The organism is Nonlabens sp. YIK11 (genome assembly GCF_001413925.1).
GTDB lineage: Bacteria > Bacteroidota > Bacteroidia > Flavobacteriales > Flavobacteriaceae > Nonlabens.
In genome coordinates this window covers 3,142,228-3,157,013 of record NZ_LBMJ01000001.1, presented here as the reverse complement: position 1 = coordinate 3,157,013, position 14,786 = coordinate 3,142,228, and the positions used below count along the sequence as shown (strand labels likewise).

At 42.0% G+C, this 14,786-nt stretch carries 14 protein-coding genes; 7 read left to right on the top strand and 7 right to left on the bottom strand.

All coding sequences use genetic code 11. The annotated features are described in order from the left end of the window. The first annotated feature begins 22 nt into the window (after positions 1-22). Positions 23-1,381, top strand: coding sequence for a dihydrolipoamide acetyltransferase family protein (locus tag AAU57_RS14355; protein WP_055413577.1), 1,359 nt, complete (start codon positions 23-25; stop codon positions 1,379-1,381). A 121-nt stretch (positions 1,382-1,502) separates the two neighbouring features. Continuing rightward, positions 1,503-1,787, top strand: a complete 285-nt coding sequence (locus AAU57_RS14350; protein WP_055413576.1) for a hypothetical protein — start codon at positions 1,503-1,505, stop codon at positions 1,785-1,787. Positions 1,788-1,817: 30 nt separating this feature from the next. On the opposite strand, the gene AAU57_RS14345 is transcribed toward AAU57_RS14350, so the two are convergent. Beyond that, entirely contained in the window at positions 1,818-2,957 is a 1,140-nt protein-coding gene (locus tag AAU57_RS14345) for a glycosyltransferase (protein ID WP_055413575.1), read from the bottom strand. Here AAU57_RS14345 and AAU57_RS14340 point away from each other — a divergent pair. Both AAU57_RS14340 and AAU57_RS14335 read left to right on the top strand, forming a co-directional pair. Further along, positions 2,919-3,839, top strand: a complete 921-nt coding sequence (locus tag AAU57_RS14340; RefSeq protein WP_156340233.1) for a glycosyltransferase — start codon at positions 2,919-2,921, stop codon at positions 3,837-3,839. The genes AAU57_RS14345 and AAU57_RS14340 overlap by 39 nt on opposite strands. 12 nt (positions 3,840-3,851) lie before the next feature. After that, positions 3,852-4,247, top strand: a complete 396-nt coding sequence (locus tag AAU57_RS14335; protein WP_055413573.1) for a sugar 3,4-ketoisomerase — start codon at positions 3,852-3,854, stop codon at positions 4,245-4,247. Here AAU57_RS14335 and AAU57_RS14330 read toward each other — a convergent pair. Genes AAU57_RS14330 through AAU57_RS14320 form a run of 3 tightly spaced genes read right to left on the bottom strand, consistent with a single transcriptional unit; the run spans position 4,230 to position 6,611 of the window. After that, positions 4,230-5,165 carry a glycosyltransferase family 2 protein gene (locus tag AAU57_RS14330; RefSeq protein ID WP_055413572.1) on the bottom strand — a complete coding sequence of 312 codons (936 nt, stop codon included), beginning with the start codon at positions 5,163-5,165 and terminating at the stop codon, positions 4,230-4,232. The two genes, AAU57_RS14335 and AAU57_RS14330, sit on opposite strands and share 18 nt — an antisense overlap. Before the next feature lie 4 nt (positions 5,166-5,169). Next, positions 5,170-5,913 carry a glycosyltransferase family 2 protein gene (locus AAU57_RS14325; RefSeq protein WP_055413571.1) on the bottom strand — a complete coding sequence of 248 codons (744 nt, stop codon included), beginning with the start codon at positions 5,911-5,913 and terminating at the stop codon, positions 5,170-5,172. A 14-nt stretch (positions 5,914-5,927) separates the two neighbouring features. Then, positions 5,928-6,611 carry a cell division ATP-binding protein FtsE gene (locus tag AAU57_RS14320; RefSeq protein WP_055413570.1) on the bottom strand — a complete coding sequence of 228 codons (684 nt, stop codon included), beginning with the start codon at positions 6,609-6,611 and terminating at the stop codon, positions 5,928-5,930. 125 nt (positions 6,612-6,736) lie between these two features. On the opposite strand from AAU57_RS14320, the gene AAU57_RS14315 reads away from it, so the two are divergent. From AAU57_RS14315 to AAU57_RS14305, 3 genes are all read left to right on the top strand, one after another. Further along, the gene (locus AAU57_RS14315; RefSeq protein ID WP_055413569.1) at positions 6,737-9,772 is read left to right on the top strand and encodes a tetratricopeptide repeat protein; all 3,036 of its coding nucleotides are present in this window, start codon (positions 6,737-6,739) and stop codon (positions 9,770-9,772) included. Position 9,773: 1 nt separating this feature from the next. Continuing rightward, entirely contained in the window at positions 9,774-11,510 is a 1,737-nt protein-coding gene (locus AAU57_RS14310; RefSeq protein WP_231717831.1) for a hypothetical protein, read from the top strand. A 148-nt stretch (positions 11,511-11,658) separates the two neighbouring features. Then, positions 11,659-13,293, top strand: coding sequence for an amidohydrolase (locus tag AAU57_RS14305; RefSeq protein ID WP_055413567.1), 1,635 nt, complete (start codon positions 11,659-11,661; stop codon positions 13,291-13,293). On the opposite strand, the gene AAU57_RS14300 is transcribed toward AAU57_RS14305, so the two are convergent. The 3 genes from AAU57_RS14300 to AAU57_RS14290 all read right to left on the bottom strand — a co-directional run bounded on the left by AAU57_RS14300 (position 13,287) and on the right by AAU57_RS14290 (position 14,743). Further along, on the bottom strand, positions 13,287-13,724 hold the full coding sequence (locus AAU57_RS14300) for a YkvA family protein (RefSeq protein WP_055413566.1): 438 nt from the start codon (positions 13,722-13,724) through the stop codon (positions 13,287-13,289). The genes AAU57_RS14305 and AAU57_RS14300 overlap by 7 nt on opposite strands. Next, the gene (locus AAU57_RS14295) at positions 13,721-14,137 is read right to left on the bottom strand and encodes a VOC family protein (RefSeq protein ID WP_055413565.1); all 417 of its coding nucleotides are present in this window, start codon (positions 14,135-14,137) and stop codon (positions 13,721-13,723) included. Before AAU57_RS14295 ends, AAU57_RS14300 begins: the two co-directional genes overlap by 4 nt. A gap of 63 nt (positions 14,138-14,200) precedes the next feature. Then, positions 14,201-14,743 carry a ClpP family protease gene (locus AAU57_RS14290; RefSeq protein WP_055413564.1) on the bottom strand — a complete coding sequence of 181 codons (543 nt, stop codon included), beginning with the start codon at positions 14,741-14,743 and terminating at the stop codon, positions 14,201-14,203. Positions 14,744-14,786 lie beyond the last annotated feature (43 nt).

The window sequence follows — 14,786 nt, the reverse complement described above, 5'->3', positions numbered from 1 at the left end:
AAAGCAACCAAGTTTTCAAGATATGGCTCGATTTGAATTGAAATTGCCCAAAATGGGAGAATCCGTAGCAGAAGCTACCATTACCTCATGGCTCAAGAATGTAGGAGATGCCATTGAAATGGACGAACCTGTTCTGGAAATCGCCACAGATAAAGTGGACAGTGAAGTTCCCAGTGAAGTGGATGGTAAACTGGTTGAAATTCTTTTTGAAGTCGATGACGTGGTTCAAGTAGGACAAACTATCGCCATCATTGAAACAGATGGAGAAGAATCAGAGGCTAGCGATGAAAGTAGCGAGATAGACGAGGTTACAGTAGAAAATGGCGCTCCAGCAGGATACGCTCAAGAGGCCACAAAAACTGCCAAAGCCCAAGTCGATAAAGGAATGGAAACCGCTGGTAAGAATGATTACTCTTCAAGTGAATCCTTCTACTCACCACTTGTAAAAAACATTGCGAAAGAAGAAAATATTTCCATGGAAGAGCTTGAATCCATTGCCGGCACCGGTAAAGATGGACGAGTGACGAAAAATGACATTCTCAAATTTGTTGATGATAGAAAAAGTGGTAAAATCAAGCAAACTTCTACTGCTCCTAAAAGTCCAGCCGCACCAGCAAGTCACAGTGCAGCACCTAAACAAGCTCCTAAGGCTGCGCCTATATCCGTCAATGGTGAAGACGAGATCATCGAGATGAGCCGCATGGGTAAAATGATTTCTCATCACATGGTAGCGTCTGTGCAAACTAGCGCCCATGTGCAAAGTTTCATTGAGTGTGATGTCACAAACATCTGGAACTGGAGAAAGAAACATAAAGAAGCGTTCCAAAAGCGCGAAGGTGAGAACCTTACGTTTACACCTATTTTTATGGAAGCCGTGGCGCAGGCCATCAAGGAATTCCCAATGATCAACATTTCTCTGGATGGAGATAAGATCATCAAGCGCAAAAACATCAATCTAGGTATGGCTGCGGCATTGCCAGACGGCAATTTGATCGTACCAGTCATCAAGAATGCAGACCAGCTGAATCTTGTTGGAATGGCCAAAGCCGTAAACGATCTCGCAACAAGAGCTCGTGATGGGAAATTGAAACCAGACGATACTCAAGGAGGTACTTATACGGTTACCAACGTGGGAACCTTTGGATCGATTATGGGAACTCCTATTATCAATCAGCCACAGGTCGCGATCCTCGCGTTGGGTGCCATTAGGAAAGTACCTGCAGTAGTAGAGACACCATCAGGTGATTTTATCGGGATACGTATGAAGATGTTCTTATCGCACAGTTATGACCATCGTGTTGTAAATGGCGCCTTGGGCGGTCAGTTCGTGCAACGAGTGGCTCAACTGTTGGAAGGATTTGATCCAGATAGATCCATTTAAAATTTTAATGATGATTTGTTTCGCTTTCGCGAAAGCGAAACAATGACCTATAAAGTATCACAAGCCAGTCACACTCGACTGGCTTTATCTTTATTAAACGCTTAAAACGTATTTTTGCAACATGGCAGATCAATTATATCTAGAGGATTTCGACTATTTCAAAGGCGCAAAAGTCCTGCATTACTTTGAGTTTCTAGAACCCCAAAAAGTCAAGGATGAATATTTTGTAGAGCATGACGTTCATGCGTTGACCATATGCGATTATGATGGAGAAGAAACCATGCTGTTCTATTTTGACGATGATCTTGAAGTTATTATGGAATTTGAATTCATGATTCCCAGCCAGGCTAAGGAAAAAGCGGCCGAGGATTTTCATGGTATCGACATCCAGTGGAAGAATAAATAAAAGCAAAAGGCACAAGGATGCAGCCTTTGCTTATTCCTGATAGTATTGCAAATAGCGCTCTGCAATCATGACGCTTTCATGATGTTGTAATACATGATTGCGAGCAGCACGACCTATTTCAAGAATGGAAATAGGATGGTCAATGAGTTCAGATAATTTTCCTACTAGATAATCTACATCTGGTTGTGCGTCTATCACTGGTACACTGGTAAGTTGATGCGCGCTTAGATAAACTTCTCCAGCACCGCTAAAAACTACTTTTCCCTGCAACATCGCCTCCAGAGCATTGTAACCTTGATCATAGCAAAGCACTTGATCCAGTAAGATATGCGCCTTCTTGTAAATCTTTACATACTCGGTATATGGCAGATTTTCTGCTGTCATGACTTCTACCTTAGAGCCGTATTTTTTCTCTATAATTTCTAGAGCTTCTTCAAAATAATTGATTCCTTTTTTCCAGTAGTTGGACCTATTGATTCCCATAAAGATTTTGATCACGCTTAGGTCTGCATTTTGATCCAGGTGTAATGCACCGCAGTTGATCGCCGCTGGTACGATAGCAGTAGCCTTGGGGTTATGAGTTAGCGCCATGGCATAATCCACATTGCTAGGTATCACATGTGTAGCCACATCAACTAGGCGGTAATAGTTGTCTCGATAGGCAGGTTCCAGGTATTTATAGGTGTATTGAAAATCTTCTTGTTGTTGGTTGCCGTGCTTGACGGCGTCAAGAATGCTGTAGCCTTGGTGCGCTTCTGTGAGGTATTTTACATATTCGTGATCGTCACCGCAGGCGGCAAGAAAAAACCTTTTGTTGTGAGCGATAATCGATTCCAACATTTTACGCTCTGTACGTGCACCACAATTAAATGGATTGGAATTGATGAACTGTACGATATCGTAATGTTTGAGAAGAGGTTCGCTTTCGCGAAAGCGAGATAACTTCAAATAATCTGCTAGGTTGTAGCCTGTGATTTTCCATAATCCAACCTTGAGCTTGCGCGTGAGCCAAGAGCGTTCCAAGAAATCGTTCCCGATATTAATATCTACGGGAAACCGCTTGAAACCATCGCCATCGCCTATGATGGTGACCTCATGGCCTAAAAATTCCAGCCCATATTTGAGTGAGTTGTGGAAATTACTGTACTCGCCTACCAGCAAGATGCGCATAAAAAGTACCTTTGGGTTAAAGATAAGGCCTTGGCGAGTTACACCACAGACGATATTGAAATTCTCATCGCGACTATGGATCGTGAGGATCTATCTTTTTTGGAGCGGATCTTTTCGCTGCCGGTGAATCAGATCAGGCAACCTATACTTATCGTGAATCAAAGTAAAACACGGCAACTGTCGAGCAACATCGATTTCATCAGAGTAATTAATGACGCGAATTATGGATTATCCAGAAGTAGAAACATTGCATTAGAAAATGCCTCACGCAAATACGTCTGGATACTGGACGATGATGTGCAAGTATTACCGACTGCAATGACTCATATCCTTCAAGCGATCTATAAACATCCCAATGCCGCTGCCTTGACTTTCAAAATGCAATTACCTGATGGTAATCCCAAAAGGTCATATGCCGCAGAAGAATTTGAATACCGCAAAACACATCTCTCGCATGGACCAGCATCCATTGAAATCGTTCTTAACGTGGAGCGACTACAAACGTCAGGTGTGCATTTCAATCAACGATTCGGTTTAGGAGCACAATTTCCACTAGGTGAAGAGCAGGTTTTGTTTACAGATTTGCTTCATGCTGGAGAGCAGGCACGATTTATCCCTGAATTTATCGTGCAACATGATGAAGTAAGTAGCGGAATAGATCCAACCAGTAAGAAAACCATTTATGCCCGTGGCGCAGTCGCCGCGCATAGCAATCAAATTAAAGCCATCTTTCTCAATTTTAAATACGTCTTTTTTTTATGGCGTAAGGGTTATGTCAAAAACTGGAGCAAACTTATTGAGGCATACTGGCTTTTTGATCATGGAGTAGAAGATTATGCTACCGGTTTTGAGGGACACCGCAATCTCCATCTAGATCTATAGTATATTTGAGATATGAACTATCAAATCATCGATATACCTAAAATCACAGACCCACGCGGAAATCTAGCGGTGGTGGAAGGTGATACCATACCTTTTGAGATCAAGCGCATCTATTATCTTTTTGATGTACCCAGCAATAGCCATCGCGGCGGACATGCGCATAAGGTCTGTCAATCTGTATTGATACCGTTGAGCGGTAGTTTTACCGTCAAGCTTTACGATGGCAACAAATGGAAAAGTATATTACTGAATAAACCAGATAAAGGTTTGCTTATTCCCACCATGCTATGGAGAGAATTAGAAGATTTTTCCAGCGGTGCCGTTTGCTTATCCATCGCATCGCACGATTTTGATGAATCAGATTATATCAGGGAATTGGAGGAATTTGAACTAGCGACCAGTTCTTAGTCTAAACCCTAGATTTCCTAAAATACGTTGTGTGCGTTTGAGCGCTTTCAACTGCCTGCTGCTCATGGTCAACAAATTTTGCTGTTTTCCCGTGAGATTGTTGGTGTCTATTTTGTGTTGATACAACGCAGCATTTTTGATATCGTTTTGAAGTCGGTAACCTATAGCAATAGAAAAGCGATTGATGTCCAGAAACTTTTTCAAACCAGGAACTTCAGGATATTTTTCCTCGTATTGATCGTAATCGGTAATAGTTCTTTGCTGTAGCGGTACGTTTCCAGATCTGTTTTTTGCTGTTTTATCTATGATTACGGTGGTTGTTGGGTTAAATACAATCTTCTTTTCAAGCCCAGCTCTAATCATAAAGTCTGTATCCTCAGTATGCGTGAGGCTCTCGTCGTAAAATAAAGGATCTTCATTTTGAACAGACATCGCAAAACTAGAGGAGCTGAGTATCGAGTTGAGTCCATTATAATCAAAAAAGGATTCTAGAAGCTTGGGTTCGTCGGCAGTCCAGTTGGAAAACTTTGTTTTTGAAAATTTCTTGGGGCTAAACTTGAGCTTATAGTTGTTTGCTATAATTTGAGCGCTGGGAAAAGCGGCGATGCAAGAAGAAATCTCGGTCAAATGATCCGGCATCCAGTAATCGTCAGCATCGAGAAAGGCTACAAAATCATACTCATTTTCTTTAGCATTTTTGATCCCAATATTGCGAGCATGACTCACGCCATGATTTGATTGCTGAATTACAGTAATTCTATCATTCTTAATTTCTGATAGATGGGCTAGACTTGCATCTGTCGAGCCATCATCGACGACCAGAATGTCGCATGCCACCGTTTGACCTAATGCAGACTCTACTGCTCTTTTAATCGTATCAGCTTTATTATATAGTGGAATTACAATGAGTATGTTCATAAATTTATCTGGTAAGTCTAGAGAATAAACCTCTTAATATTAACGAGAGAGTACCGATAATACTGTGACGAGATCTTGCCAAAAGATAATACATTGTTATCATCTCTACTCTAAAAGAATTGTCAACTTTTCTCGAGCTCAAGCCACCTGGCGCAAAGAAGGCTATCGACCTATCAAAATAATGATGTGAGACCGTTGGATCAAAAAACCACTTGAGATTCAATGCCCAGTCGGCATGTACTTTGAATTGTAAAGGATAGTTTCCAACTTTTTCAAATACGGTCTTTTTGTAAAATATAGCTTGATGAGCGATGTTTTTATGAAAGATTTTAGCGTCGCTAAAAATGCCATCATACTGGTGTCCTAGAACAGGACTGTTGACGTTACCATAAAGAATAGATATGTTTGATTGATCTAGAGTTCTTCTTACATCTGCGAAGACTTCTGGGTCCACAAAATAATCATCAGCTCCCATGAAGTATAGAAATAAACCTTTACTGATGGCAATTCCTTTATTCATGGCGTCATAAACGCCTGTATCATGTTCTGAATGAATGCGAATTCTAGCGTCTTTGGATTGAAATTCCTTGACAATTTCAATAGTACCGTCAGTAGATTTACCATCTAGGATCAGTATTTCAAAATCCTTAAATGATTGATCTAGAATGCTTTTTATAGCAACTTCTATAGTTGATTTGACATTGTAGGTTGGGATAATTATACTGAAAAATGGAGGCGATTGGATCATTTTTCAGTAATCGATCAAACCGTTTTTTGAACCACCTCAAACACCTCACCATCGTCACACTTGAGTGTTTTGGAAGGGTACTTTAGGATCAAGGCATAATCATGTGTCGCCATAAGAATGGTATTGCCATTCTTGTTGATTGTCTGGAGCACTTCCATGATTTCCACACTGGTTTGTGGGTCCAGGTTTCCAGTGGGCTCATCTGCTATGATGAGTTCTGGGTCGTTCAATAGAGCTCTTGCAATCGCTACACGCTGTTGCTCACCACCAGAAAGCTCGTGCGGGAATTTAAAGCCTTTGGTCTTCATGCCTACCTTATCAAGAACTGCATCGATACGGTCCTGCATTTCGGTTTTGTTTTTCCAGCCGGTGGCTTTCAAAACAAACTTTAAATTGTCTTGAATCGTTCTGTCCGTAAGCAATTTGAAGTCTTGAAAGACGACGCCTAGTTTGCGACGCAGGTAGGGAATTTCGCTTTCGCGTAAGCGAGATAAATCAAAATCCACAATGCTACCTTTTCCCTTTTTAAGCGGTATGTCACCGTACAGGGTCTTCATTAGGGAACTTTTACCGCTACCGGTTTTTCCGATGAGGTAGACAAACTCACCTTTATCAATTTTGAGGTTCACATCTTTAAGGATCAAGTTGTCCCGTTGGAAGATATCGACCTCTGATAGTGAAAGCACGTGGTTTGACATAGTATTCATTTGATGGGTAAAAATACACAAAGCTGTGGATAACCTCGCGCATAATTAAATCGTAAAAGCGGCGTTAACATTGTGTAGGATTTTAATTTTACCAACTTAGACTAACGATAACTCACATGAGGAAATTTGCACTCGCAACCCTAGCAATGGGATTCTTTACCGCTGGATTTGCCCAGCAATCCAAAATTTTTACTGACCAGTTGCGCAACTATAACACGGCAGTAGACCTTTATCAAGAGGATCAATATGTTGCGGCGCAACGTCTTTTTGAGCAGGTCATTGACCAGTCTGCAGACGAGACGATCAAAAGCAATGCGGCCTATTATGCGGCTAATTGTGCCGTGAGATTGAACCAGCGCAATGCAGATGAAATGGTGGAGAGTTTTGTAGAACAATATCCAACTTCCACAAAACGCAATAGCGCTTTTATAGACGTGGCAGATTACTATTTTGAAAACGGTGATTACCGCAAGTCTGCGCAATGGTATGAAAAGGTAGATGAGAGAAACCTTTCTCGTGAGCAAAAAACAAAATTCTACTTCAACAACGGGTACACCTTGGTACAAAGCAAGAAGTTTGATGAAGCAAAGCCATTTTTAAACAGAGTTAGTGACGATCCAACCTATGGATCGCAGGCCAAATATTACCTGGGTTACATTGCCTACGAAGGCGACGATCTGGAAACAGCAGATGAACTCTTTAGCGAGGTAGAACAAGCGCCAGAGACAGACGATAAGCTGTCCTATTATCAAGCAGATTTAAATTATAAATTGGGACGTTTTGATGAGGCTATTGCTTTGGCACAAAAGCAAATGTCCAGTTCCAACCGTCAGGAACAATCCCAACTCAACCGTATTATAGGACAATCACTTTTCAATCAGGAAAAGTATGCGGAAGCTCTGCCGTACCTGCAAGCCTATGAAGGTACTCGCGGTAAGTGGAACAACAATGACTACTATCAGTTGGGTTATACCTATTACAAACTCAACGATTTTGAAAATGCAGTTGCCACATTCAATAAAATTATTGATGGCGAGAACAAAACGGCACAGAACGCCTACTACCATTTAGGTCAAAGCTATATCAAACTCAACCGTAGCGAGGACGCACTCAACGCCTTCAAAAAAGCAAGTGAGATTGCACTTGACGAAGAAATTACCAAGGATGCCATGTACAACTATGCAAAGCTTAGTTATGAGAACGGCAATCCTTATGAAAGCGTGCCACAGGTGATCCTTAATTACATGGAAGCTTATCCAGATGCTGACAATAAGGACGAGATGAACACCTATCTCATCGACTCGTACTTTACCTCAAAGAATTATGCTGAGGCACTGGAACTTCTGGAAGATGGTCGCATAAGAGGTAATGAAAATGTATATGGTAAAGTAGCGTTATATCACGGTCTCAACCAATTCACGGCTGGCGATTATAAAGAAGCCCAAACCAGTTTAGATAAGGCGATCAAGTATTTAGAAGAAAACGACCTCAAGAAAAAGGCAAGATTTTGGAGAGCCGAAAGTTTGTATCAACTAAATGATTTCAAAGGCGCGATTGCAGAGTTTGACCGTGTCAAAAGCAGTAATGCCCGTATAGAAGAGGATGATCTGTTGGATTATGACATGGGTTACACCTATTTTAAATTACAGGATTATGATGCCAGCATCAATGCCATGCAACGATTTGTTGCCAGTGCCGATGATCCTGTAAGAAAGAATGATGCCTACATGCGCATAGGTGATGCAAATTTTGTTTCCAAAAAATACTGGCCGGCTATCGAGTCTTACAATGAAGCCATTAAAGCTGGCGGTTCTAGCGCAGATTATGCCAGCTTCCAGAAAGGAATGTCTTACGGTTTTATCCAGCGCGTGGAGAGCAAGATTGAAGAACTCAATAAATTCCTGAGCAATTACAAAACCTCGCAGTATCGCGACGATGTGATGTATGAATTGGGGAATACCTACATCAACAACGGTCAGGTCAATAACGGTATCAAGACCTACGATCGATTGATTTCAGAGTTTCCTAATAGCCGTTACACGGCGCCAGCCATGATGCGTAAAGGCCTTCAGTTCTACAATGATAACAGGCTGGACGAGGCATTGAGCGTATTCAAACAAGTGGCCTCTAAATATACCGGTACGCCACAAGCTGTAGAGGCCGTGAGCAGTGCCAGATTGGTGTACATCGATCAGGGCAAAACTGCGGAATATGCCAACTGGGTGCGCGGTCTCGATTTCATTGACGTGAGCGACAGTGAGCTGGACGACACGGCTTATGAGAGTGCAGAGCGTCCGTTTTTACAGGGAAATATGAGCAGTGCGATACGTGAGCTCAACAAATATTTGGAGCAATTCCCCAACGGGAAATATGCATTGCAGGCGCATTTCAACCTGGCTCAAGCCTATTTTTCTGAAGGCAATAAAAAAGCCAGCATACCGCATTATGAGTATGTGGCAAACCGCGAGCGCAGCGAGTATTCCGAGCAGGCACTGGCGCGATTGAGTGAGTTGTTCCTCAATGATGCGGTGAGCGATGGTGTGGATAGAAAGTCCGCTTTCGCGAAAGCGATACCCGTATTAATCAAACTGGAAGCCACGGCAGATTTCCCACAAAACAAGGCCTATGCACAATCCAACCTGATGAAAGCCTACTATGAAACCGAACAATATGACAAGGCTGAAAGTTATGCCAACAAGGTGTTGCGTGACAGCGGTACCGACAGTACCGTGCGCAGTGACGCAGAGGTGATCATTGCACGATCTGCTTTCAAAAACGGTAACATGAGCGCGGCAAAAAGTGGATATGCCCAGGTGTTGAAAAGCGCGAGTGGCGCCATAGCTGCAGAGGCTACCTATTACAAAGCCTATTTTGAGAATCAGGAAGGCAAGCATGAGCAGGCGATCAATACCGTTCAAGGCTTATCCAAAAACTACGGTAGCTACAAATTATGGAGTGCCAAAGGTCTGGTCGTGATGGCAAAAAGCTATGATGCGACCAACCAGACGTTGAATGCGGTGACCCTACTGCAAGGCGTGATCGATAATTTCTCTCAATATCCAGAGGTAGTTGCCAACGCAAAAACCGAACTGAACCGTATCAAAGCGATACAAGCCAAAACTAATTCTTCCATAGCTCCATCAAATAATTAATATGTTCCAGAACTTGAAATATATAACGACAGCAGTGGCTGTTGCCCTGATTGCCAACATCGCAAGCGCTCAAACAACTGAAGAGGACAAGCTCAATGGTGGTACGATCACGGTTGTCAAGGCTTATGATCCATCTGTGGCAGATGCTTTTAAAGTCAAGAGTACACCACAATTGAACGACACCACAAAAATCCAGAAGAAAGCAGTTACCTACAGCATATTTTCTGTTCCTGTGGCATCAACCTTTACACCAGCAAAAGGAAAGCTGTCAAGATTGAAGCCTAGACAACGACCTACCTATTACGATAACTATGCTCGTTTGGGATTTGGTAACTACGGCAACATCGTGGCAGAATTTGCAGGGAATATTGAAGTGGATAAAGACAGTGATTTTGGGATATTCCTAAATCACAATTCCTCTCTAGGTGGTATTGATGAGGTGCTTCTTGATGATTCTTACCTAGATACGGCATTGGACCTTTCATTTGGTCATCGATCTAGATCTGCTAGCTATGGTATCACGGCTGGCGCGAGATATCAAGGTGCAAATCTATATGGTGTGAATCCTTTCTTTACACAGCAATTGATCAATCAAGATCTGGACGACAAGGATGTAGGCGTGAATTATCTTTCTTATGGTTTGGGTGGTAATCTTGATTTCTTTGATTCGGTTTTTAAGAGTTTACAGGCTAAAGTGACTGGGATCACCAGTAATATGGATGGTAGTGAGATACGCGCGATGATTGAGCCACAGCTTGCGTTTGACATCGAGGGAACCGAAGTAGAATTGGGAGTTTCGATAGATTATTTATCGGGTGGTTTTGATGATCAAGGCCGCTTACCAGCGCAAACAGATTACTCTTATGTAAGTTCAGGGGTCAATCCTAGCATCAATTTATATGGTGATCTTTATAAAGTAGAGTTGGGCGCGACCGTGAATTATTTATCAGATCTTGAAAACAGCGACGGTCAATTCAACATCTATCCAGATATTCTTGCGACCTACAAATTACTGGATGATCAGATCATTGCTTACACCCAGATTTATGGTGGTCTGGACATGAATAGCTTGCAGCAATTTGCAGATGAGAACGTTTTTCTCGCACCAGCTATTGATATCAAACCTACTGACCGCGTGATCGACGCACAACTAGGTTTGAAAGGAAAAATCACCAACAACGTAGGCTATAAATTCTATGGTGGTTACAAAAAAGAAAATGACCGCTACCTCTATACTAAAGATGTAGGTCGCGTGATCGCTGCACAAGCTCCCAAGGATGAATTGGGTAACGTGTTTTTCACTGAGTATGCAGATGTTGCCACGACCTTTTTTGGTGGATCTTTGAGTGTAGACGTGAGTTCTAAGTTCAATATGACACTCAACGGTCGCAGTATGAATTATGATGTCACAAATGCTGCAGATATTGAGAACACTGCCTCACAACTTCCAGAATTCACCGCAGATGTGGTAGGAACCTATCAAATCACTGATAAGTTGGATATAGGCACGACCGTTTATTTTGTAGGAGAACGCGATGTATATAGAACTGGTTTGGGTGTAGAATCTCTGGACAGTTTTGTGGACCTAAATGTAGATGCCAATTACAAGATTAACCCTAGATTGACGGTCTTTTTGAGAGGAAACAACTTGACTGGCGGCAATTATCAATATTACTTAGACTATCCAGTGCAGGACCTACAGGTTTTAGGTGGAGCAGTTTATAAATTTGATTTTTAAAAATATGTTCGCTTTCCTGTGTGCCTGCAGCCAGGTGCGAAAGCGGAAATTTCCCAACTATTAATGAGAATAAAAAGAAGCTATCCAATAAGGTAGCTTCTTTTGGTTTTATGAGATATCACAAAACTTTGTGTCTTATTTTTAACCCATGAAAAATATCTTCTTCCTCGCAATAGTTTTAGTCCTGGCATCCTGCAAAAATGAAAATGCAGATAATTATGTCGATGCCATTTATACTAATGGTAACATCTACACCGTCGATAATGCATTTAGCGTGGCAACGACTATGGCAGTAAAAGACGGAAAAGTCTTTGCTGTTGGAAGCCAAGACGAAATCGATGCACTTAATTTGAAGTCAGATAACATTATAGATCTAGAAGGTCAGTATGTATATCCAGGATTGATTGATGCGCATTGCCACTTTTATAGGTTCGGAGAACAATTACAACAGGTAGATTTGAAAGGCACTACTAGCTACCAAGAAGTACTGGATAAAGTAAAAGCCTTCCAAGAGAAGAACAATAAATCCTACATCATAGGTCGCGGTTGGGATCAAAACGATTGGGATGTAAAAGAATATCCAACAAAAGCAGAATTGACCGAACTTTTCCCCAACACACCTGTTGCTCTTACACGTATTGATGGACATGCAATGATTGTAAATCAGGCGGCTCTTGACCTCGCGGGTATTGATGAGCAAACGGCTTTTTCAGGTGGTGATATTGAGCAAATTGATGGTCAGCTGACTGGAATATTGGTGGACAATCCCATGGAATTGATAGAAAAAACATTTCCTGCCGCAAGCCGTGAAGCCGATATTGAAGCGTTGATGGATGCTCAGGAAATCAACTTTAGCTATGGACTGACAACGGTAGATGATGCTGGTTTGAATCGCAACACCATTGAATTGATCGATAGCCTACAACAGGCCGGAGCTCTAAAAATGAAGATTTATGCCATGGTAAGCAACACACCAGAAAACCTAGATTACTATCTGGATAAAGGCACTATAAAAACCGATCGGCTGAATGTAAGATCCATCAAGTTCTACGCAGATGGAGCTTTAGGATCTCGCGGTGCTGCTATGAAAGAAGAATATTCTGATCGCGAAAACCATTTTGGAGCACTCCTTAGTAGTGTGGAAGATTTCAAAAAAACAGCAGAGCGTATTGCCGCGACAGACTATCAAATGAACACGCATGCCATAGGCGACAGTGCCAATGTTGTTGTTCTTAAGACGTACCGTGAATTACTCAATGATATGCCAGACAGAAGATGGCGTGTGGAACACGCCCAAATCATTAGTCCAGCAGATTTTGAATATTTTGATCGCGATAGGATTTTACCATCGGTACAACCTACTCATGCGACGAGCGATATGTATTGGGCTGAGGATCGAGTAGGAGCAGAGCGCATCAAAGGTGCCTATGCCTATCAAAAACTGCTGGATCAGTCAGGAATGCTTGCATTGGGAACTGATTATCCCGTAGAACAAGTCAATCCATTTTTGACGTTTTATGCCGCGGTTGCAAGACAGGATACCACTGGTTATCCTGAAGGTGGTTTTAATCCGCAGGATGCGATCTCTCGAGAAGATGCTTTGCGAGGTATGACCATCTGGGCAGCTTATTCCAATTTTGAAGAAGAGGAAAAGGGAAGTCTGGAAAAAGGAAAATCGGCAGATTTCATGATTCTTAAAGAAGACCTCATGAACATGCCGATTCAAAATGTGCCCAACCTAAAAGTAGTTGGGACTTATATCAATGGTGAAAAGGTTTATTGAGCCTCTTCTATCTTTTCAATTTCTTCTCGAGTGATGTGATCTTGGGATATTTTCCAGTCCAGATAGCGATGTAGGTCTGAATCAATCCAGCCCACAACAATGGTCAATACGGTGATATCATCTAGATAACCCAATCCAGGAATAAAATCTGGAATAAGGTCAAAGGGACTAATTACATATAGCAAGGAACCACCTATGGCAGCAATGGTAAACCATGGTACTGCGGTGTAGACACCTTTGCGGTAATCCTTGATCATCATCATCATGACATCGACGAGTTTGTAATACTTTTTAAGCATTTTGACCGTCGACATAAGAAAGGATAGTTTTCCTTCTCTTTTGATCACCTCATCCACATCTTCTGTGGTAGTTTCATTGGTTTTTTCCAGCACATAGTCTTGGTCTGGCGTAAAAAAATCTTTCAGATTCATGTTGCAAAAATTTGGTTGAAATCCTTGAACGATTTGAATTCCAGCGCATTTCCGCTAGGATCCTTGAAGAACATCGTGGCCTGCTCGCCAGGTAATCCTTCAAATCGTATGTAGGGTTCGATTATAAATGTGATGTTTTTGTTTTGTAACTCTTTCGCGAAAGCGTGGAAATTATCCCATTCCAGTACCACACCAAAATGCGGAACTGGTACAGACTTTCCATCTACAGCATTGGAAACCTCTGGTGCAATATTGTCGCTCACGTGAATGACGAGTTGATGGCCAAAGAAGTCAAAGTCCACCCAATGGTCACTACTGCGGCCTTCTTTCATGCCCAAGGTGTCACGGTAAAATGCTCTAGTGGTTGTGATTTCCCGCACGGGAATCGCTAGGTGAAATGGTGTTAGACTCATGTTCTAAATGTATAAAAAAAGCCGTCCTTGTTAGAAACGGCTTAGGTTAATGTATTCTCAATATTAGAGGATGCCATCCACGATACCGTACTCAACGGCCTCGTCTGCGCCCATCCAATAATCGCGGTTAAAGTCCTTCATCACCTTTTCAAAGCTTTGTCCACAATTATCTGCTAGGATTTGTGCGCTAAGTTCCTTGGTTTTGAGGATCTCAGTAGCGGTGATTTCAAGATCTGCACCAGTACCGCGAGCGCCACCACTAGGTTGGTGAATCATCACACGGCCATGTTTTTGTATGAATCTTTTTCCTTTGGCACCACCAGAAAGTAGAATACTTCCCATAGAGGCTGCAAGACCGCTACAAACAGTACTTACTGGACTGCTTATTTGTTGCATGGTGTCATAGATGGAAAAACCAGCAGTAACATAACCGCCTGGACTGTTGATTACAAAAGTGATTTCTTCATTACTTAAGGAATCCAGATACAATAGTCTGTCAACACAGTGTCTTGCGGTACGGTCATCTACCATTCCCCAAATGAACAACTTGCGTTGCTCAATGAATTTTTCATCTATTTTATCCTGGAGTTTTATCGCTTTACTCATTCAATTTTTGTTTGGCATAAAAATAAGAAAATATAGGTTGGCA